The 21,151-nt window shown below is 48.3% G+C and carries 18 protein-coding genes and 1 pseudogene; 3 read left to right on the top strand and 16 right to left on the bottom strand.

Going from position 1 to position 21,151, the window contains the following annotated elements:
* Window positions 1-79: 79 nt before the first annotated feature.
* Window positions 80-664 (top strand): annotated as a pseudogene (gene clpP, locus KNQ02_RS01220) (ATP-dependent Clp endopeptidase proteolytic subunit ClpP); the annotation flags it as partial.
* A gap of 141 nt (window positions 665-805) precedes the next feature.
* Here clpP and KNQ02_RS01215 read toward each other — a convergent pair.
* From KNQ02_RS01215 to hprK, 11 genes are all read right to left on the bottom strand, one after another.
* Window positions 806-1,042 (bottom strand): hypothetical protein, encoded by a 237-nt coding sequence (locus tag KNQ02_RS01215; protein WP_029331360.1) that lies wholly within the window; start codon window positions 1,040-1,042, stop codon window positions 806-808.
* A gap of 82 nt (window positions 1,043-1,124) precedes the next feature.
* Window positions 1,125-2,081: a DNA-binding protein WhiA gene (gene whiA, locus KNQ02_RS01210; protein ID WP_088837747.1), complete on the bottom strand. Its 957-nt coding sequence runs from the start codon at window positions 2,079-2,081 to the stop codon at window positions 1,125-1,127.
* Window positions 2,078-3,076: a gluconeogenesis factor YvcK family protein gene (locus tag KNQ02_RS01205; protein WP_029331362.1), complete on the bottom strand. Its 999-nt coding sequence runs from the start codon at window positions 3,074-3,076 to the stop codon at window positions 2,078-2,080. Before KNQ02_RS01205 ends, whiA begins: the two co-directional genes overlap by 4 nt.
* A complete protein-coding gene (rapZ, locus tag KNQ02_RS01200) occupies window positions 3,076-3,945 on the bottom strand; it encodes an RNase adapter RapZ (RefSeq protein ID WP_214807208.1) in 870 nt (289 codons plus the stop codon). The genes KNQ02_RS01205 and rapZ overlap by 1 nt, the downstream gene beginning before the upstream one ends.
* A gap of 112 nt (window positions 3,946-4,057) precedes the next feature.
* Window positions 4,058-5,020 carry a thioredoxin-disulfide reductase gene (gene trxB / locus KNQ02_RS01195; RefSeq protein ID WP_029331364.1) on the bottom strand — a complete coding sequence of 321 codons (963 nt, stop codon included), beginning with the start codon at window positions 5,018-5,020 and terminating at the stop codon, window positions 4,058-4,060.
* A 60-nt stretch (window positions 5,021-5,080) separates the two neighbouring features.
* Window positions 5,081-6,562: a tetratricopeptide repeat protein gene (locus KNQ02_RS01190; protein ID WP_214807206.1), complete on the bottom strand. Its 1,482-nt coding sequence runs from the start codon at window positions 6,560-6,562 to the stop codon at window positions 5,081-5,083.
* Window positions 6,563-6,660: 98 nt separating this feature from the next.
* On the bottom strand, window positions 6,661-7,041 hold the full coding sequence (kapB, locus tag KNQ02_RS01185) for a kinase-associated lipoprotein B (protein ID WP_214807205.1): 381 nt from the start codon (window positions 7,039-7,041) through the stop codon (window positions 6,661-6,663).
* Window positions 7,042-7,070: 29 nt separating this feature from the next.
* Window positions 7,071-7,553, bottom strand: a complete 483-nt coding sequence (locus KNQ02_RS01180; protein ID WP_214766843.1) for an acyltransferase — start codon at window positions 7,551-7,553, stop codon at window positions 7,071-7,073.
* Window positions 7,537-8,193 carry a pyrophosphatase PpaX gene (ppaX, locus tag KNQ02_RS01175; protein ID WP_088837752.1) on the bottom strand — a complete coding sequence of 219 codons (657 nt, stop codon included), beginning with the start codon at window positions 8,191-8,193 and terminating at the stop codon, window positions 7,537-7,539. Before ppaX ends, KNQ02_RS01180 begins: the two co-directional genes overlap by 17 nt.
* A gap of 4 nt (window positions 8,194-8,197) precedes the next feature.
* A complete protein-coding gene (lgt, locus tag KNQ02_RS01170) occupies window positions 8,198-9,031 on the bottom strand; it encodes a prolipoprotein diacylglyceryl transferase (RefSeq protein ID WP_088837753.1) in 834 nt (277 codons plus the stop codon).
* Window positions 9,031-9,966, bottom strand: coding sequence for an HPr(Ser) kinase/phosphatase (gene hprK, locus KNQ02_RS01165; protein ID WP_029331373.1), 936 nt, complete (start codon window positions 9,964-9,966; stop codon window positions 9,031-9,033). The genes lgt and hprK overlap by 1 nt, the downstream gene beginning before the upstream one ends.
* 126 nt (window positions 9,967-10,092) lie before the next feature.
* Here hprK and KNQ02_RS01160 point away from each other — a divergent pair, with 126 nt between their 5' ends.
* Both KNQ02_RS01160 and KNQ02_RS01155 read left to right on the top strand, forming a co-directional pair.
* Window positions 10,093-10,485, top strand: a complete 393-nt coding sequence (locus KNQ02_RS01160; protein ID WP_214807204.1) for a hypothetical protein — start codon at window positions 10,093-10,095, stop codon at window positions 10,483-10,485.
* 251 nt (window positions 10,486-10,736) lie between these two features.
* A protein-coding gene (locus KNQ02_RS01155) for an IS3 family transposase (RefSeq protein WP_214807203.1) occupies window positions 10,737-12,064 on the top strand; the annotation gives its coding sequence in 2 pieces (ribosomal slippage) (window positions 10,737-11,106 and window positions 11,106-12,064; 1,329 coding nt in all).
* A 76-nt stretch (window positions 12,065-12,140) separates the two neighbouring features.
* Here KNQ02_RS01155 and KNQ02_RS01150 read toward each other — a convergent pair.
* From KNQ02_RS01150 to KNQ02_RS01130, 5 genes are all read right to left on the bottom strand, one after another.
* Complete coding sequence (locus tag KNQ02_RS01150; protein ID WP_029331375.1) at window positions 12,141-13,247, bottom strand: DUF4097 family beta strand repeat-containing protein; 1,107 nt, start codon at window positions 13,245-13,247, stop codon at window positions 12,141-12,143.
* 108 nt (window positions 13,248-13,355) lie between these two features.
* Window positions 13,356-16,211: an excinuclease ABC subunit UvrA gene (gene uvrA / locus KNQ02_RS01145; protein ID WP_214766837.1), complete on the bottom strand. Its 2,856-nt coding sequence runs from the start codon at window positions 16,209-16,211 to the stop codon at window positions 13,356-13,358.
* 1 nt (window position 16,212) lies between these two features.
* Window positions 16,213-18,180, bottom strand: coding sequence for an excinuclease ABC subunit UvrB (gene uvrB / locus KNQ02_RS01140; protein WP_371816394.1), 1,968 nt, complete (start codon window positions 18,178-18,180; stop codon window positions 16,213-16,215).
* A 204-nt stretch (window positions 18,181-18,384) separates the two neighbouring features.
* Window positions 18,385-19,548 carry a PDZ domain-containing protein gene (locus KNQ02_RS01135; protein WP_088837757.1) on the bottom strand — a complete coding sequence of 388 codons (1,164 nt, stop codon included), beginning with the start codon at window positions 19,546-19,548 and terminating at the stop codon, window positions 18,385-18,387.
* A 19-nt stretch (window positions 19,549-19,567) separates the two neighbouring features.
* Window positions 19,568-20,986, bottom strand: coding sequence for a S41 family peptidase (locus KNQ02_RS01130; protein WP_214807202.1), 1,419 nt, complete (start codon window positions 20,984-20,986; stop codon window positions 19,568-19,570).
* Window positions 20,987-21,151: the final 165 nt, after the last annotated feature.

Here is a 21,151-nt window from a genome sequence, read left to right as displayed (position 1 = left end):
GTATCTTTTGACCAATATTGACCAAAGGATTATGATAGGAATAAGTCGAATATGAGCTACATACCATCATAAGGAGGCAAAGACTATGTTAATTCCAACAGTCATCGAACAAACCAACCGCGGGGAACGTGCTTACGATATCTATTCACGTTTGCTCAAGGATCGTATCATTCTTCTCGGGAGCGCGATTGACGATAACGTCGCCAACTCAGTCGTTGCCCAATTGCTCTTCTTAGCAGCAGAGGATCCAGATAAAGAAATTTCGCTCTACATCAACAGCCCGGGCGGTTCAATCACGGCGGGTATGGCGATTTACGATACGATGAACTTCATCAAACCACAAGTTTCAACAATTTGTATTGGAATGGCCGCTTCAATGGGTGCGTTCCTCTTACAAGCAGGCGCAAAAGGAAAACGTTTTGCCCTTCCAAACGCTGAGATTATGATTCACCAACCGCTCGGCGGCACACAAGGACAAGCGTCAGACATTAAAATTCATGCAGAACGTATCATCAAAATGCGTGAACACTTAAACAAAATCATGGCAGAAAACACAGGACAACCCCTTGAAGTCATCGAACGCGATACAGAGCGTGATAACTTCATGTCTGCTCAAGCAGCAGCTGACTACGGTCTCATCGACCGCGTCATGGAGCGCGCTTAATCTGTTAACCCGACCGACCGTTGATGTTTTTACATCAGCGGTCATTTTTTTGTTGTCTTCAAAAAAAAATCCTCTCCACGCCGGGCATGAACTTCATTAAATCATGAAAGTTCGTCCCGAACCTGAAAAGGATCGTTTGTGTTAGTCGATGAGATCTGTAATATCAGACACGATGTCGTGGTTTTCACGAATCAATGTGTAAATCCCGTTCGCATGTGGTGAAAGCTCTTCTTCTGCTTGCAATTGCTTAAGGAAGAGTGATGTTGCGAATGTCACGAGTGTACTTTTCGGTACACCGATTGATTTTGCTTTTTTCGTCAAGACTTCATCAAATTTCGCATCGACTGTCAGCGAAATACGTTTTTTTTCGTTAGCCATTTCAAAAACTCCTTAATTCGAACATTTAGTTGCATCGACTATATATTATAGTAGACTATGGTTCATCTCGCAAGTTTCCCCTTTAGAGCGCACCTGTCAACGACTCACCATTCCGGAGTTTATCCGCGATTTGATCAATTTTCCGCAATCGATGATTGATCCCTGATTTTGAGATGGAGCCGCTCTCAACCATCTCGCCGAGCTCTTGCAGCGTCACGTCTTGATGCGTCACGCGTAAAATCGCGATTTCCCGTAACTTGTCCGGTAAGACATCGAGTCCGACCGTCCGTTCGAGAAATTTGATGTTCTCCACTTGGCGGAGCGCTGCCCCGACCGTTTTGTTGAGGTTCGCTGTCTCACAGTTGACGAGACGATTGACCGAATTCCGCATATCTTTTAAAATCCGGACATCTTCAAAACGAAGCATCGAATGGGTCGCTCCGACTACCTTGAGGAAATCAGAGATTTTTTCACTCTCCTTGATGTAAAGGATGTGCCCTTTCTTACGCTCGATTGCTTTTGCATTCAAATCGAATTGGTTCGTCAAACTCCGAAGCGCCGCATTGTGATCCTCATAGAGACTGAAGATTTCTAAATGGTACGACGACGTCGCCGGATTGTTCAGTGACCCTCCGGCTAAGAACGCCCCCCGTAAATAGGCACGTGCCCGCCGTTCATCTTTTAAAATCGTATCGCTGATTGAACGAATCATCGTGAATCCTTCGCCGAGGATGCCTAAATCCTGCAGAATCTTATCGGCTTGTTGCTTCACTCGAACGATGTAGACGTTATTTTTTTTGAGGCGCATTTTCTTTCGGACGAGTAGATCCAGATGGACCCCGTATGCCCGTTTTAATAATGAATAAATCCGTCGCGCGATCGACGCATTTTCAGTCGAAATATCAAGTGTCAATCCGCGGCCGAGTCCGAACGAAATCGCACCGTTCATCCGTGCGAGCGCCGCTAATTCCGCCTTCATCTCGTGATCCGTGATGGCAATCTGTGTTAATTCTTTTTTAACTTCTGAAGCAAAACTCACGTCAATTCCTCCTTCCCTTCGAGTTGACGCACCCGTCGAATCGATAATACTTTCCGCATGACGAGGCTCGCGACCGCGTCCGCGTCATGACGGATGAAATGATGGTTATAGTCGACGATATCGTCCGCGAGCACTTCAATTCCCGCCTCGACGAAACGTTCATCATCGTAAGTGACGATATCGGCATGATCTTTTTGGTATTTTCGCAAATAGCTTGCATCGATTGATTCATTATTGACGATGATTGTATCGACGACACCTTGACCAAGAAAACGTTCGAGCGCAGTCAAGTGATCATTTGCCGTGAAGGCCGTCGTCTCACCCGGTTGCGTCATGACGTTACAAATATAGACGACAGGTGCAAGCGATTGTTTAATCGCTTCCCGGATTTCATCAATCAAGACGTTCGGGATGATACTCGTATAGAGACTCCCTGGTCCGAGGACGATGACATCGGCCTCAAGGATTGCTTGAATCGCTTCCGGTACCGGACGGACATCTTCTTCTTCCAAATAAATCCGTTCGATGACCTTTCCGACTTTCGGAATCAACGACTCGCCTTTGACAATCGTCCCGTCTTCGAACTCGGCACATAACGTAATCGTCCGCTCCGTCGCCGGATAGACTTTCCCTTCCGCATTCAACAGTTGTCCCATGACGCCAATCGCCTCGACGAACGAGCCGTTACAGAGCTGCGTCGCAGCCGTCAGCATCAAGTTTCCGAGCGAGTGACCGTGAAGTCCTTCTCCCGTTTCAAAACGGTACTGCATGATCCGGTCCATCAATGTCTCGGACTTCGATAGCGAGACGATGACGTTTCGAATGTCACCCGGCGGCAACATGTTGAACTCTGTCCGTAAGCGCCCCGAGCTCCCCCCATCATCCGCGACCGTGACGATGGCCGTGATGTCGAGCGGATAATGCTTCAGTCCACGCAAAAGAGTCGACAAGCCCGTTCCACCGCCAATCGCGACGACTTTCCGTTCCCATTTCATTACTTTTCCTCCTTCGCGTGAACATAATCCCGGTGATTCGTGACGACGTGATACTGGTTTTCAAATTCTTTACTGATTGCTTCCGCAAACGTAATCGAGCGGTGTTTACCACCTGTACAGCCGAGGGCGATGACGAGTTGTGATTTTCCTTCCCGTTCGTACTGGGGAATCAGGAACTCGAGCAAGTCGACAAGCTTTTTATAGAACAATTTTGCTTCCGGCCACTTCATGACGTATGACGATACTTCGAGATCGAGTCCCGTTTTCGGACGTAACTCCGGGATGTAAAACGGATTCGGCAGAAAACGAAGGTCAAAGACGAGATCGGCATCGAGCGGCAGTCCGTGCTTGAAACCAAATGACATCACATTGACGGTAAAGGGAATCCGTTCCCCTTCCGTAAATTCTTTGAGCAAGCGTTCTTTCAGTGCAAGCGGTTTGATGTCACTCGTATCAATCAGCATCTGTGCCTTGTCACGGAATCCTTCGAGCAACGTCCGCTCTCGCTCGATACCGATCAGTGGTGACGCAGTCGGCGCCAGTGGATGCGAACGCCGCGACTCTTTATAGCGGCGCACGAGGACGTCATTGCGTGCGTCTAAGTACAACATCCGAATCTGCAGGTTCGTTTTTTTCAAATCTTCGTAAACGACAAAGAAACTATCAATAAAATCACGAGCACGTGTATCGATGGCGACGGCAATTTTCGGACGGACTTGCCCAATCATTTCAATCAATTGCGGCAGTAACGTCGGTGGGAGATTGTCGACACAGAAGTAGCCTAAGTCCTCAAAGCTATTCATGGCGACACTCTTTCCAGCTCCACTCATTCCCGTGATGATGACCAATTGCGGTTGATTCTCTTCCATCTTTTCGCCCTCCAGACAACAGTTCCGCGTGTATTTTTTATTCCAAATTCAGTATAGCATAAAAAAAGAGCCAGCCTCATTGAAGTCCCCTCCAACAAAGCTGGTTCCTGTCTTACACCTGTGATGATTCCTGTAATTCCTCGAGTAACGCTTCGATATAATGCTGTGCATTTTGAGCAGCAATCGAACCATCATTCGTTGCCGTAACGACTTGACGGAGCGTTTTCTCACGGACGTCTCCAGCTGCGAAGATTCCTTTGATGTTTGACTCCATGCCTTCGTTCGTCACAACATATCCTTGATCGTTCAAGATACCAAGATCTTGGACGTAACCTGTGATCGGGTTCATTCCGATGTAGATGAAGACACCATCGATCGGATGTGTCGTCACATCTGCCGTTTTCGTATTGATTAAATCAATCGAACCGACTTTACCGTCTTGTTCGTTGATTTGTTTGACGGTATGATTCCAGATGAAATCGATTTTCGGGTTATCGAACGCACGTTTTTGAAGAATTTTTTGTGCACGTAATTCTTCACGACGGTGGACGATTGTGACTTTTTTCGCGAAACGTGTCAAGTAGACACCTTCCTCGACCGCTGAATCCCCACCACCGATGACGAACAATTCTTTTTCTTTAAAGAAAGCTCCGTCACAAACGGCACAATACGAGACACCACGGCCGCCGAGCTCTTCTTCGCCCGGTACACCGATTTTCTTATATTGTGCGCCCGATGCGATGATGATCGCCCGCGCATGATAATCCTTGTTGTGTGCATGGACCGTTTTAAAAGCACGTCCATCCTCGATGCTACGGACGTCACCGTACGCATATTCTGCGCCGAATGCTTTCGAGTGATCGAACATTTTTTGTGAAAGGTCCGGTCCGAGGATGCTATCGTATCCCGGATAGTTTTCGATATCTTCCGTGTTGGCCATTTGACCGCCTGGAATACCACGTTCAATCATCAGTGTTGAAAGGTTTGCGCGTGATGCGTAAAGTGCTGCCGTCATTCCGGCAGGACCTGCACCGATGATGATGACATCATAAATTTTTTCAGCAGTTTCTGTCATGTTTCCACCCCATCTTAAGTTTCGTTGTAATTTGAGTATAGGTGAGAATATGGCAAACGTCTAACATTTTGCCCGAGCAGGTGTCAGGTGTTGTTTGTAGGCACGAATCGTCATCGCCACCTCGTCAAAGGAGACATCAACCAGTTCGGCACACTCTTCAATCAACATCCCTTCCCGTAACTCGTGAAACAGATGGATTAGTGCAGCGGCTGAACGTTCGACCGAGTCGAACGTTTCGCCACTGAGGACGAGTCGGGCAAACCGTTCATAAAAATCGCCTTCAAGGCTCATCCGCTCTTCGTCAGATACGTAATGTTCTGCGAGACGAATCGTCTGTAAGGCACGATGAATCCTTTCATCGACGATATCGCTCCGTCCATTCATCTCATGCAAAATTTGTTCTGTCAGCTGCAGGACATCTTCGTGATCCGTCACTTCCGGCATCATCGAAAGGGCTAACCGTGCTTCCTCGTCATTTAGTTTCCCGAGTAACAAAGCCGTGAAAATGCGTGAGACATCATCTTCCGTTTTCAACGCTTGAATCAAGGCTGAACGAAACTGAAGGTTATGACGAATGTCGTATGCCTCTTGTTCTTCCCGTAAGCTCGCGGCTTCTTTTGATTGTAAGAAGGCTGCGGCTTCTTCGATATGTCCCGTTTTGAATGCAGAAATCGATAACCAGTGACCGAATAGTGGGTCGCCTCGATAGCCACGGCGTTCGAGCAATTTCAATTCTTCGTACGCTAAGTCATGACGACCGATGATCGCAAGAGTCGATGCGACTTTATAACGTGTTTCAAGATTGACGGAACGAACGTGTTCGAGCTTCCGTGACAGACGGTGCGCTTCTTCATCCTGCCCCATCTCATGTAAGAGAACGAGCGTATTACAAAGCGCGTGGAGGTTTCCCGGATTTCCTTCTAAGACGCGTTCAAGCGAATGGAAAGCCCGGTCATTTTCACCGAGATAAAATTCGACGATTGCCAAGTTATTGTAGGCTGGCCAAAATGTCGGGTATGTCGCGATCAAGGACTCGAGTGTGTCCTGTGCTGCAAACAACATCCCTTTATCGATTTGGCGCTGGGCTTGTGCATGGAGACGAATCAACTCATCTTCATCGTCATCCTCAAGCTCTTGCTCAAGATCAATCAATTCCACGAGTGCGGCCGATGCCTCTGCGTGTTTGCCTGCCGGCGCATGTTTTAAATATTCGAGCGCATATTCTTTTGCTTCTTCATATAAAGAAACGTGCGCATAGTTGTTCGCTAAATAAAAGAGTGATTCGGTATTTGACTCATCGAGTGCACGGACACGTTTCAATACGTCGTTCGCATGATTGATTTCTCCTGTTTCGAACAGGACACGTGCGTAACGTAGTAGGTAACGGACATCTTCTGGTTGAAGCGTCGTCGCTTCGTCAAGATGATAGACCGCCTCTTCGAGTCTCCCTTCCCGATGCGCCTTCCGTCCGCGAAAATAAAAAAGTTCCGCTTGGCGCGTTGTAATCGCAAAGGGGTCTGCTTTGTATTCCGTTAATTCCATAGTGATTCAAGCCCCCATAATATAAATCTAGTTTCGTAGTTGCAGAGACAAGAATAACCTATCTCGGATAGCGTTGCAACAGAAAAAAACGCCGGGGTTTACGCCCAGCGTTTCGCATAAATGGTTTCGAGTTCCTTGTAGTTCTCTAAGCATTTTCGTACAAAAGCATCTTCTTGCGGATTCTTGTTTTGCAGACGCTCAACATCTTTTTCGAATGCTTGGCGTAAGCTGTCGGAATACGCTTGAATCTCTCCGTCATATGCATAGACGACGCTTGGAGAAACCGTGATTTTTTCGTGTTGATGTAAGGCGGTACGGATATGGAAGAGCGGTACGTCAACTTGGTTCGGTTGATGCAGATCACCTTGCGTCGGATGTTTCTCGACCGCGAGGACTTCAACGACGAGACCTTGTGGACGTTCTGCGAATAATCTTCCGAAATACTTTCCGGTCTTATAGGTGAAGCGAATATAATTCATTGCGAATCGACCTCCTTCTCACAGTTTCGTCACATTTCATGCCGGCGAAGCGGCTGACTCGAGACACGTTCGTTCGGTAAGATGTCCCGGTGAACGACGGAACCGGCACCGATGACAGCACCGTCCCCGATCGTCACCCCTGGTAAAATCGTCACGTTCGCGCCGATTAAGACGTCACTACCGATCGTCACGTTGCCGATCCGGTACTCGGTCGTCAAATACTCATGACAGAGAATCGTCGTGTTGAAGCCGATGATCGTATTCGAGCCAATCGAGATCCGTTCCGGGAACATCGTGTCCGGCATCACCATCAAGGCAAGCGCCGTCCGGTCGCCGATCTTCATCCGGAGACACGTCCGGTACAAGCCATTCTTAAAGCGGAGCGACGGTGAAAAGCGTCCGATTGTAATGATGAGGAAACACCACATGACCTTGAAGAACGAAACCGTCCGGTACATGTGCCATAACGGATTCGTCGCCCCGACGTGATAGCGATCAGTCCGCCGTGCCATTTTGCGCCTCGATCCAGTCACTCAAGTGTTCCATCGAGTCGATGATGACGCTTGGCTCTAATGCTTCGAGATACGGACGTCCTTTAATCGCCCAGCCGACCGCAACGGTTTTCAACCCGGCATTTTTCCCGCCGTTGATATCCGTGTCGTTATCCCCGACCATGATTGTCTCGTCTGTTGTCGAACCGAGGAGTGCCATCGCTTTTTCAAATGGTTCGACGGCTGGTTTTTCTTCCGTCACATCGTCTGCTGCGATGATTGTCTCAAACAGTGACGTCAGTCCGAACAGCTCAATCCCTTTTAAGGCGACGCGACGACTTTTTGACGTCACGATCGCCATCTTGTAGCCCTGTTCCTTCAAGCGGCGTAAACCGTCGAGGACACCCGGATATTCAAGGACGAGTGCGTCATGCATCGCGATGTTATAGCTGCGGTAAAAGGCGACCATCTCTTTCCACTGCTTGGCGTTGAGCTCTGAAAATGATTTTTCCAGTGTTGGACCGATGAACGGAAGCAATTCTGCCTCCGTAAACGTCCGTTCCGGATAGTAGTAACTGAGCGTATGTTCAAAACTTTTTAGAATCAACGGGTTCGTATCAATCAACGTACCGTCTAAATCAAATAGAATCGTATTAATCATCGTTTCACTTCGCCTCCCGTGTCGTTCCATCCAAGTAGCGGACAGCATTTTTCCGGATGACCATCATGACGAGTCCGAAGACGATTAAACAAATCGAGACGATTTGTGCCGTCCGCAGTCCGTCCCCCATCAACAGACTATCTGTCCGGAGCCCTTCAATATAGTAACGTCCAATCGAGTACCAGACGAGGTAACCGAGGAAGACGTAGCCGCGACGCGGATTGAACTTCATCCGCCAGACAATCAACAAGATGACGCCGATGATGTTCCAAATGCTCTCATAGAGGAACGTTGGCACGTAATAGACGCCGTCGATATACATCTGATTGACGATCCAGTTCGGCAAGTGCAACGTATCTTGCAGGAACGACCATGTCGTCTCTCCCCCGTGCGCTTCTTGGTTGAAAAAGTTGCCCCAACGTCCAACCGCTTGGCCAAACAGGAGTGACGGCGCCAGGATATCGGCGATTTGCCAAAACGAAATGTTTTTCTTTCGCGTATACAGGATGACTGTCAAAATCGCCCCGATGATGGCACCGTGAATCGCGATTCCGCCTTGGCGGATGTTGATGATTTGATCGAGATGTTGACCGTAATACTGCCACTCGAAAGCCACATAGTAAATCCGGGCACAGATGATGCTGATCGGAATCGACCAGATGACGACATCGACCGCGTATTCTTCGTTGAAACCGATTCGCTTCGATTCGAAGATCGCGATCATCAAGCCGACGATTGCGCCCAAGGCGATGACGACACCATACCAATAGATTGGAATCGGACCGAGCTCAATCGCGACGCGGTCGAATGTCGGTTGTACCGTTGCGAGTGTCCCCATCATAGACCACCGTTCCCGTCTTCAATCGCTTGCGCGAGACGTCCGGCGAATTCTTCTGCTGTGTTGATGCCCATATTTTTCAGACGATAGTTCATCGCCGCGACTTCGATGATGACGGCAAGGTTACGACCGGGACGAACCGGAATCGTCAAAAACGGAATTTCCGTATCGATAATTTGTAACGTCTCTTGATCAAGACCGACGCGGTCATAGACTTTCGTTTGATCCCAAATTTCCAGATTACAGACGAGGCTGATTTTTTTATGCGACCGTACAGCACCTGCACCGAACAACGTCATGACGTCGATGATGCCGATTCCGCGAATCTCAAGGAGATGCTGAATCAATTTCGGCGCTGTCCCGACTAAGATGCCGTCACCCGTCTGACGAATTTCAACGGAGTCGTCCGCGACAAGGCGGTGTCCCCGTTTGACGAGTTCGAGTGCCGTTTCGGATTTACCGACACCACTTGCCCCTTTGATGAAGACGCCGACTCCGTAAATATCAACGAGGACGCCGTGCATCGCTGTCGTCGGGGCGAGTTCCGCTTCGAGGAAGTTCGTGATTTGAGATTCGACCGATGTCGTATGTCCCTTCGTCGTCAAGAGCGGTACGTTCGTTTCGTCAGCTGCTTTGATGATCGCTTCCGGTACCTCAAACCCGCGCGTCACTAAAATCCCTGGTGTTTCATCTGTACAGAGGACGTTTGCTCGTTCGAGCTGTTCCTCATACGTCAGGTTGTTGAAAAACGTCAATTCTGTTTTCCCGAGGACTTGCAGACGTTCTGCCGGATAATACGCATAATAACCAGCGAGGACGAGGCCCGGTCGACAGAGATCAGCCGTCAAAATCGGACGATGTAGTCCTTCTTCTCCGGTGACAATTTTTAAATTGAATTGCTTTACGATTTCAGCTGTTCGCACTTTTGCTTGCACGCTCAATCAGCCCCTTTCACTTGAAGTATTGTACCATATTTTTGCTAAAATCAATGAATTCGATTAGAAGCTGATAATCTTGGGAAAGGAATAACGTTAGAGAAAACAAGAAAGGAGGTTTTGATAATGATGAATATGTCAGGTAGTGGTATCGGAATGATTATCATTATGATTTTATGCGGGATCCTTGCAATCCTCGGACTCGTCTACATCATCATCTCGTTAATCGATATGTGGAAGGCTTATTCGCGTGATCAAAATCAAACGGCACTCTTATTTTTCATCATCTCACTGGTCGGAATCGTGCTAAGTGGTCCATTTATTTCACTCATTCTCGCAATCGTCTTTTATTGGAACCGGGCGCGCAGCAAAAGTTGGATGGGAATCGGCTTAATTATTGCCGCAATCATCCTCGCTATCGTCGGTGTCATCACATTCATTTCATTCGGGTACGACATGAACAACTTCGACAATATGAACTGGGACGAACCAATGATGGATGAAGACTATAACTACTAATCAAAAAGAAGGGGATGCGCATCATTTAGATGGCATCCCCTCCTTTTTGACTGTAGACAAACGCACATCATTTTTTGATTGCGATGCTTAATCATACATTTTCATCAAGAAGCGATAAAAAAATCCCGCCGGCTCCGGTTTTGAACTGAACCCTGAATGGTGGACACTTGATAAAAGACCCCATTCGGGGTTTTTTGTGTTTAAAGATATCGATATACTGTATCTATTCAATTTAGACGGGAGAATTATTCATGAACAGACGTACCTTCAATCCAGATCAAATCAGACAACTTGAAGCGAATCTTCACGTAGCCTCGGTATCAGATCGTACGATTCAATATAAAGGAGAATTTAAGATTCACGCTGTACGTGAGAATTTAGCTGGTAAGCGACCGATACAAATCTTTGAAGAAAGCGGCTTTGACCTGGACATGATCGGTAAGCGAACAACGAATGAAGCGTTGAAACGATGGCGGAAGACCTATCGCATTTATGGAGAAGAAGGACTCTTGAATGAGAGACGTGGAAAATCAAATCTTGGAGGTCGACCGAAAAAAGATGATTCCGTCGAACGACGCCTTGCGAAAGCTGAAGCACGAATCAAGTACCTCACAGCGGAGAACGAATTACTAAAAAAGCTCGACGCTCTCGAAAGAGAGGCGAAGTATCGAAACTAACCGCATCTGAGCGCTATCAGGCAATCAATATTGTCTTACGGAAGCAATCATCGGGCCGATTCGTGACGTATCTATGTACGCTCGCTGAAGTGAGCCGCAGTGGTTATTACGCCTGGCTCGCACGTACGGATAGTGTTTCCCTTCGGGAAGAACGCGACTATGCGGACTACCTACTTCTAAAACGTGTTCATGATCGTCACAAGGGAAAAATCGGCTATCGTGGTCTTTACATGGAGATGCTTGATCTTATTGGTGGACCGATGAATCATAAACGTATTTTGCGTATCATGAGGAAGTTTGGAATCGTGACGAAAATCCGTAGGCAGAACGCTTATCGTAAAATCGCTAAATCGACATATGAACATAAGACTGTACCGAACCACTTGAACCGTCGGTTCGATCAAGATGAGCCTGGTAAGGTATTCGTCACAGACATCACTTATCTCCGTATTGGATCTGGTCAAACTGTTTATCTCTCTTGTGTGAAGGATGTCGCTACACGTGAAATTATGGCACATCATCTATCTACAAGCCTCCATATGGAACTAGTCCTTCATACAACGAATAAACTCGCAGAACGACTTCAAGGGAATATACACCCGGAAGCCATGATACATTCCGATCAAGGATTCCATTATACGCATCCTGCTTATCAAACACGCATCCGTGAGATGGGAATGCTTCAATCCATGTCCCGTAGAGGAAACTGCCTGGATAATGCCCCGATGGAATCGTTCTTTGGGCACTTGAAAGATTATGTCGATTATAAATTAGCATCTGACCTCGATGAGGTCTGTGCCATGGTCGATGCTTACATTGATTATTACAATAGCGAACGAAGACAATGGAAACTACAAAAGATGACTCCGGTACAATACCGAAGCCATCTCATAGCAGCTTAATACGTTAAGGGTGCTTTTATTAAACTGTCCAAACTCTAGGGCTCAGTTCATTTCAGGAAGCAGGCGGGATTTTTGATTAGAACGCTTGCGGACTTAAGTGAACACCGTGCGTCACGGAAATCGTTCCCGTTTTCGTATCGGCTTCGACTTCAATCTTCGGCGTCCGATCACGACCGGAGACGAAATGAAGTTTACGGTTCACGACATCTTTTTGGTCGCGAATCACTTCCATCTCATCGAGGTTACAATTCAACCCACCAAAGTTTGTTTCCAGCTCACCATATACTTCAGCACCATGCGGCAACATCAAAGCAATGCTTCCCGCGAGTGACGACGCTTGAATCTTCGCGTCATGGGCTGTTTTGAGTTCACAACGGACATTGCCGTTCGCGGTTTTCAGCTCAGAACGTTCAAAAACCCCGTTCGCGATGATTTGACCATTCGCCGTCTTCGCTTTTAACATTTTGACTTCTGACTCTTCGACTTCAATCGAACCGTTCGCCGTCGAAGCTTTCAAATCCTCACTATAAAGATCGCGGACATGGATCCGTCCGTTCGCTGTCATCAGTTGAACGCTCGTCGCGTCAAGCGACGACAACGTAATCTCGCCATTCAACGTCTGTAACACGAACGCCTCGTAGTGACGACGCGGAACTTTTAAGTGGATCGTCGCCCGGACGCGTTTATCTTTCAAGCGAATCGATAGCGTGTTAGCGGAGACGGAATGTTGAAGCGACGCTTGAAGTTGTTCGAGCGCTTGCTCCTCATTGACTTGGCGAAGCGGACGCCCCGTCACCGTCAACTCACACTCCTCTAAATCACTTGGTTCGACGACAGCATTGGCATTAAATAAATCCAAATGAATCGTCTCTCCACTGAATGGGAATTGTTTGACGTACGTGACGTTCGGACCGGACGTCTGATTTAATGAGAGATCACTCTCTTTAATCCGGTTGACGAGACCATCAAAAGCAGACATCACTTTCGACGTCAGTGAATCAACCGTGTAATGATCGACGCGGTCGTACTGTTCCGGTTCATCGACATACTTATGATTACTTGCTGTCGTCGATTGTTGCTGATCGAGTGCTTCAAGGCGTTCGAGCTTATCGAGTGCCTCATCGATCGTCAACTTTCCTTCTTTTACCTGTTCAAGTATCAACTGACGCATATCTTGTTTCATGAACATTCCCCTCCTATTTTCTGAACACGCTATGACGCAGGAAAACTTATTCACTCTTTCGTTCTACTTCCCTTACTTCCCTTTTACGAATCCTCCGTCAAAAAAGTTTCATGATTCGATTCGGGCTGCGTCCCGTTCCAAAACAGGTGCCAAGTAATGTCCTGTATACGATTCCTTGACTTGCACGATGTCTTCCGGTGTTCCTGTTGCAACAATCATACCTCCACCATCGCCACCTTCCGGACCAAGATCAATCAAGTAATCCGCCGTCTTAATGACGTCGAGGTTATGCTCGATGACGAGGACCGTATCGCCGTTGTCGACGAGGCGTTGCAAGACTTTCAACAGGCGGGCGATATCATGGACATGCAGTCCCGTCGTCGGTTCATCGAGAATGTAAATCGTTTTCCCAGTCGACCGCTTATGCAGTTCCGAAGCAAGCTTCACGCGTTGTGCTTCACCGCCCGACAGTTCCGTCGCCGGCTGTCCGAGACGCATGTACGTCAATCCGACGTCAGCAATCGTTTGCAGCTTCCGGCTGATTTTCGGAATTTTTTCGAAGAACTCGAGTCCCTCTTCGACTGTCATCGCAAGAACGTCCGAAATCGTTTTACCTTTATATTTTACTTCGAGCGTCTCGCGGTTATACCGTTTCCCGTGACAGACTTCACACGGAACGTAAACGTCCGGCAAGAAATGCATCTCGATTTTAATGATCCCGTCTCCGCGACACGCTTCACACCGGCCACCTTTGATGTTGAAACTGAAGCGTCCTTTTTTATAGCCGCGTAACTTCGCTTCGTTCGTCGAAGCGAAAACATCACGAATGTCGTCAAAGACACCGGTATATGTCGCCGGGTTCGAACGTGGCGTCCGACCGATCGGGGATTGGTCGATGTCGATGACTTTATCGATTTGGTCGAGTCCTGTGATGCCTTTATGCGCTCCCGGCTTTTCTTTTGCCCGGTTCATCTCATGTGCAATCGTCTTATAGAGAATTTCATTAATCAATGTCGACTTCCCGGAACCTGATACTCCGGTCACGGCAACAAACAAGCCGAGCGGGATGTCGACGTCGACATTTTTTAAGTTATTTTCTGACGCTTTTTTAATTCGTAACGCCCGTCCGTCCGGTTGTTTCCGTTCAGTCGGCACAGGAATGAACTTCTTCCCCGACAAATATTGTCCGGTCAGTGAATTCGCGTCGTTCATTAATTCTTCCGGTCGACCGGCCGCTGTGACGAAGCCGCCGTGATCACCGGCACCGGGTCCGATATCAATCAAATAATCCGCTGCCATCATCGTGTCTTCATCATGTTCGACGACGATCAACGTATTTCCGAGATCGCGCATTGTTTTCAGCGTACTGATCAATCGGTCGTTATCACGTTGGTGTAAGCCGATTGACGGTTCGTCAAGGACATAGAGGACACCTGTCAGACGGGAGCCGATTTGTGTCGCGAGACGAATCCGTTGCGCTTCCCCACCGGACAATGTGCCGGCAGCACGGGAAATCGTCAAATAATCGAGACCGACGTTTTCTAAGAACGACGACCGTTCATGAATCTCGCGGACGATCATCCGCGAAATCGTTTGATCTTTTTCCGATAGTTTCGCCGGTAACTCTTCAAACCAGATGACGGCTTGCTTGACTGACATCTTCGTCACTTCTCCGATGTGGATACCGGATACTTTGACAGCAAGCGATTCGCGTTTCAGACGATGCCCTTTACAAGTCGGACATGCTTTTTTCGCCATATATCCTTCCATCTGTTCGCGGATGTAATCCGACGACGTCTCCTTGTAGCGACGTTGCAAGTTATTCAAGACACCTTCAAAGAACAGATCCGTGTTGCGGACCATGCCAAAGTCATTTTCATAACGGAAGTGAATTTCTTCTTTCGAGCTGCCGTTTAAAATGATGTCGCGTTGTTCGTCTGACAACTGTTCGAACGGCGTATCCATGTCGATTTTAAAGTGCTCACAGACTGCTTTGAGCAATTGCGGATAATATTGTGAGCTCGTTGGTTCCCACGCGACGATTGCCCCTTCGTTGAGTGACTTGTCTGCATGCGGTACGACAAGATCGACATCGACTTCAAGTTTCGTCCCGAGTCCGTCACATGAGGCACAGGCCCCGAATGGCGAATTGAACGAGAACATCCGCGGTTCGAGTTCTCCGATTGAGAAACCACAAATGGGACACGCATGATGCTCACTGAAAAGGAGCTCATTGCCATCCATCGTATCGACGATGACACGTCCCTCCGCGAGGCGAAGTGCTGTTTCGAGTGAGTCGGCGAGCCGTGATTCGACGTCCGGTCGGACGACGACACGGTCGACGACGACTTCAATCGAGTGTTTCTTGTTTTTTTCGAGTGCGATGTCATCCGTTAAATCAATCGTATCGCCATTGACACGGACACGAACGAAGCCCTCTTTTTTCAAATCTTCAAAGACTTTGACATGCGCCCCTTTTCGTCCGGAAACAATCGGTGCCAAAATCTGCAACCGCGACCGCTCAGGTAACTCCATCACTTGGTCGACCATCTGACTGATCGTTTGACTCGAGATCTCAATCCCGTGGTTCGGACAGATCGGTTTGCCGATTCGCGCATACAGCAGACGGAGGTAATCATAAATCTCCGTCACCGTCCCGACAGTCGAGCGGGGGTTTTTACTCGTCGTTTTTTGATCGATCGAAATTGCCGGACTAAGTCCCTCAATCGCATCGACGTCCGGTTTATCCATCTGCCCTAAAAACTGGCGTGCATAAGCGGAGAGGCTTTCGACATAACGTCGTTGCCCTTCCGCATAAATCGTATCGAACGCGAGTGATGACTTACCGGATCCCGATAAGCCCGTCAAGACGACGAGCTGATCGCGCGGGATTTCGACATCGATGTTTTGGAGGTTATTGACGCGAGCGCCTTTGATGATAATCTTGTTTTTCTTGTCTCCCAACTTAGGCACCTGCTTTCAATTCTAATATAAGATCTCGAAGCTCTGCTGCGCGCTCGAATTGCATGTCTTTCGCTGCTTGTCGCATCTCTTGATCCAACTGTTCGAGTAGCGTTTCGCGCTCCGGTTTTTTCAGTTTATTGAATTTCTCCAGTTTTTCGACCGTATCATCACTTTCAATCGTCGTACTGATGACACCGCGAACGTCTTTTTGAATCGTTTTCGGCGTAATGCCGTGTTCTTTATTGAACGCGAGCTGAATGTTGCGCCGACGTTCCGTCTCATCCATTGCCCGTTGCATCGAATCCGTAATCTTGTCTGCAAACAGGACGACGTGCCCTTCCGAGTTCCGGGCCGCCCGTCCGATCGTCTGAATCAATGATCGCTCGGACCGTAAGAAACCTTCTTTATCCGCATCGAGAATCGTCACGAGCGACACTTCCGGAATATCGAGTCCTTCACGAAGCAGATTGATCCCGACGAGTACGTCATACTTACCAAGCCGCAGATCGCGAATGATTTCAATCCGTTCGAGCGTCTTGATTTCCGAGTGCATGTAGTTGACCTTGACACCGTTCTCTTTTAAATAATCGGTCAAGTCTTCCGACATTTTTTTCGTCAATGTCGTCACGAGAACCCGTTCATTTTTCGCAACGCGGTCCCGGATGTTGTCCATCAAGTAATCGATTTGACCCGTGATCGGATGAATCTCGATCGTCGGATCGACGAGTCCTGTCGGACGAATGATTTGTTCGACCATCTCTTTTGAGTGCTCAAGCTCATAAGGTCCCGGCGTCGCTGAGATATAAATTGCTTGACTGACCTTCTCTTCAAACTCTTCAAAACGAAGCGGCCGGTTATCTTTCGCTGACGGCAAACGGAAACCATGCTCGACGAGGACTTGTTTCCGCGCCTGGTCACCGTTATACATCCCGCGGATTTGCGGTAACGTGACGTGCGACTCATCGGCGACGAGCAAGAAGTCTTTCGGGAAGTAATCGATGAGCGTATACGGCGTTGATCCTTCCGGCATCAGGTTTAAATGACGGGAGTAGTTTTCGATTCCTGAGCAGTAACCCATTTCACGCATCATCTCGAGATCGTAGTTCGTCCGCTGCTCAAGACGTTGTGCCTCGAGTAACATCCCGTCTTCACGCATCTTCGCGAGTTGCGTCTCAAGTTCGACTTCGATGTTCGCGATTGCTTTTTGAAGACGTGTGTCCCCCGTCACGAAGTGGGACGCCGGGAAGATTGAGATATGTTCACGGTCGGCGATGATTTCACCTGTCAACGGATCCATGTCGCGAATCCGTTCGATTTCGTCACCAAAAAATTCGACACGGACACATTGTTCGTCTCGTGACGCCGGGAAAATCTCGACGACATCACCACGGACACGAAACCGCCCGCGCTGGAAGTCGATGTCATTTCGTTCATATTGAATGTCAATCAAACGACGGAGCATCTCGTTACGCCCCATCTCATTGCCGACACGAAGCGATAACACATGATTATTGTACTCTTCCGGGTTACCGAGACCGTAGATACACGAGACGGACGCAACGATCAAGACGTCATCTCGCTCAAACAAGGAAGATGTCGCCGAGTGACGGAGTTTATCAATCTCATCGTTGATGGACGAGTCTTTTTCGATGAACGTGTCCGTCGACGGGACATACGCTTCCGGTTGATAGTAATCATAAAAGCTGACGAAGTACTCGACCGCGTTGTTCGGGAAAAATTCTTTGAACTCCGAGTACAGTTGCCCGGCCAGTGTTTTATTATGCGCCAGGACTAACGTCGGCTTTTTAATCTCTTTGATGACGTTCGAGACGGTGAACGTCTTACCGGTTCCGGTCGCTCCGAGCAACGTTTGATGCCGCTCGCCGTTCTTGACGCCGGTGACCAATTGTTTAATGGCAGCCGGCTGATCGCCGCCTGGTTCAAATGGTGACACTAACTCAAAATCCATCGCTAACTTCCCCCTCATTCCGTAAAAAATCTATCTTTATTGTATCACTTTACGAACAAACATTCGATTATGAAGTGCTCCTTCTAGGAAGTTACCCGTTTTTCCAAAAAAGAAAAAGTCCCAGTACGGATTATCTCTGAAAAAGATAAAGTTCACTCAAGAAACAACAACATCCCCTACCACTCACGTGATAGAGGATGTTCATTATTGAAGCGTTCGAATTTTCGTCCGGCGATTCCCCGGCTCACTGACGAACATGATGCCGAGTTCATGATGATCTTGTTCATAAAAAGCCCGTTGTGCAAACCGAACATCTCCATTATGATTCATCACTTCGAGACGTAAGTATGGTTTATGCTTTTGAATCGCTTCATAGAAGCTCGTCTCGGAATCAACAAAATCACCGTTGACCTTATAGATGGCTTCTCCGGGTACGAGCCCCATTTCTGATGCCGGTAATCCAGGGAACGTCCCCAGGATGACGACACCCCGTTTTCCATTGAGGAAAATCGGCGTCGCTGAACGATTCAAACGTTTGACCCGTTGGTGCAAGATGATGTGCAAGACGAGCAGGAGCGGTAGACCGAATAACCATTCTTCCCGGTTCGTCACGTACGCACCAAGTGTCAACAAGACCGCGAGTAACAATGTGATGACGCGACCCCGAATCAATGGACGCATCAACTCAGCCGGCAATTTTCCTGTGAACAGAAAACTGAAACCGAGCGGGAAAAAGAGCACGAGCGGGACGTACTCCGGAAAAGCGAACCGCGGAAACCATTCCTCGAGACTACTGCCTGGAACAATGACGAGCAACGGAATCAACCACAGTTTGTTCGCGGACAACCCACCGATGAAACGCCCCCGCTTCGATAAGACGAGTGATGGGGACAACTGCTTTTGACCGCGCCACGCGACGAGCGCCAATTCTGCCAGCAGCGTCAAGCTCGCAAGCAACAGCAACGTCGTCGCGTCGACCTCTTTAATCCCGTCCATCCGTTCATCCGTCACGAACCACCCGATAAGTGCCAAAACGCTGAGCGGCCAAAGCGGCAAGTTAAACCGGACGACGCCAATCACTAATGTCACGGCAGCGAGCGCCGTAAAGGCGACAATGAAGACCGGGCTGACGGTCACCTGTAAACTCAAACTGATTGCAGATAAGACAATCCCGACGAGCAGACCGGGCAGTAATGTCTCAAAAATGTCGGTCCGTTGATCGCGTGATTTCGAGCGGAACAAGTTCCGTTCTCGCCTGACGCGACGAATACCGATTACAACACTGACTAGAATGGCTAACCACAGGATTGGACTAGCGATAAGACTAATCACTGTCCAACCGATTCCATCGAATAATTCCACGCCCATTCAGACCTCTTTCCGTGATTTATTCAGCAGCAACTTCAAGTGCCTTGATGCGTTGTACATCATTTTTCGAGTCTTCTAACTTTTTCAAGAGACGTGTCTCCATCTCGGAAGCCGTCACCGGGTCAATCTTACCCGTGACTTCGAGCTTGGCATCTTTTTGAAGTTGTTCGACTGCTTGTTTCATCGTGTCGCCATAATACCCATCCTGCCCTTTCGGATCGTAACCGATCGCTTCGAGCACGAGATGTGCATTTTCGACAGTTTTTCCATAGTCCCCGACATTGAGCGCTTTGTCATCCGTCAATATTTTCGTGACATTGAAATACGCGGGTTGTTTGACTTCAACGGTCGGTTTAACTCCTTTTTTGTGAATCCAGTTCCCATCTGGCGTCAACCATTTGTTCGTTGTCAGCTTCAGGTCACTGCCATCTTTTAAGTCATACGCACTTTGGACGATCCCTTTACCGAATGACTTTGTACCGACGACTTCTGCACCGGCGCCTTCTTTCAGACCGGCGGCTAAAATTTCTGACGCTGACGCGGAACCGCTATCTTCCAACACGACGATGTTATAAGGTTTCTTCGCGTCCGCCTTCCCGAATTCCTGCGTCCGGTCGCCTTTATTGTCTTCGACCTGGAAAATCGATGTATCTTTCGGAATGAATGGCGCAATCATTTTCGAAACTGCCGTCAACAGTCCGCCCGGGTTTCCCCGGACGTCAATGACGAGTCCATCGATATTCTTCGCTTCGAGAGCAGCGAGTTGCTTTTCGAACTCTTCTGCAGTCGGGTCAGAGAACTGAGTCACTTGGAGTACACCAATCGTTTTCCCGTTCACTTGTTCTGTTTCCGAATAAACGGTCTCAATCGGAATCGTATCGCGTTCAATCGTGATTTTCATCGGGTCTTGTCCCCCGCGTTGAATCGTCAAGACGACTTCCGTCCCTTTTTCACCACGAATCTTTTTGACAGCTTGATCCGTCTTTTGACCTTTCGTCGACTTGCCATCGATTTCTATAATGACGTCACCCGGCTTGATTCCTGCTTTTTCAGCGGGTGCCCCTTTAATCGGAGCGACGATGACAATTGCCTCACCCTTTTGCTCCAGTGTCGCGCCAATTCCTTCAAACGATGAAGACAGATTCGTGTTGAACGACGCCGTTTCCGATTCATCCATGTAGACCGAGTAGGGATCGTCAAGCACTTCCGTCATCCCACTGAGTGCTCCTTCAAGCAATTCTTGATCCGTGACATCTTCTAGGTAATACTGTGAAATCATCTGGCGGACTTGATCAACCTTTTTCCAGTCCCCCGATTCGCCCGATGAACTGGTCGTCACCGTGTCGGTACCACCTGTTGCTAACATACCGACTGCGCCTGCCCCTAGGCCAAGTCCGAATGTACTGACTGCTATGACTGCCGTTGTAGATTTTTTCACGCTTGATTCCTCGTTTCCGGTGTAAACCTGCTATTTTTTTCAGTATAGCAAAAAAAGATAGGTTACCCTATCTTTTCAACGTGTAGACAAATTCTTATAGAGAGTGAACAGGAGATATCGAGAGACAATCCGTTCGGGCTTTCCGTCACGATATTACCTAAAAAG

The organism is Exiguobacterium sp. s102, from assembly GCF_018618635.1.
GTDB lineage: Bacteria > Bacillota > Bacilli > Exiguobacteriales > Exiguobacteriaceae > Exiguobacterium_A > Exiguobacterium_A oxidotolerans.
The sequence above is the reverse complement of the archived record's forward strand: the minus strand, read 5'-3'. Positions and strand labels throughout refer to the sequence as shown.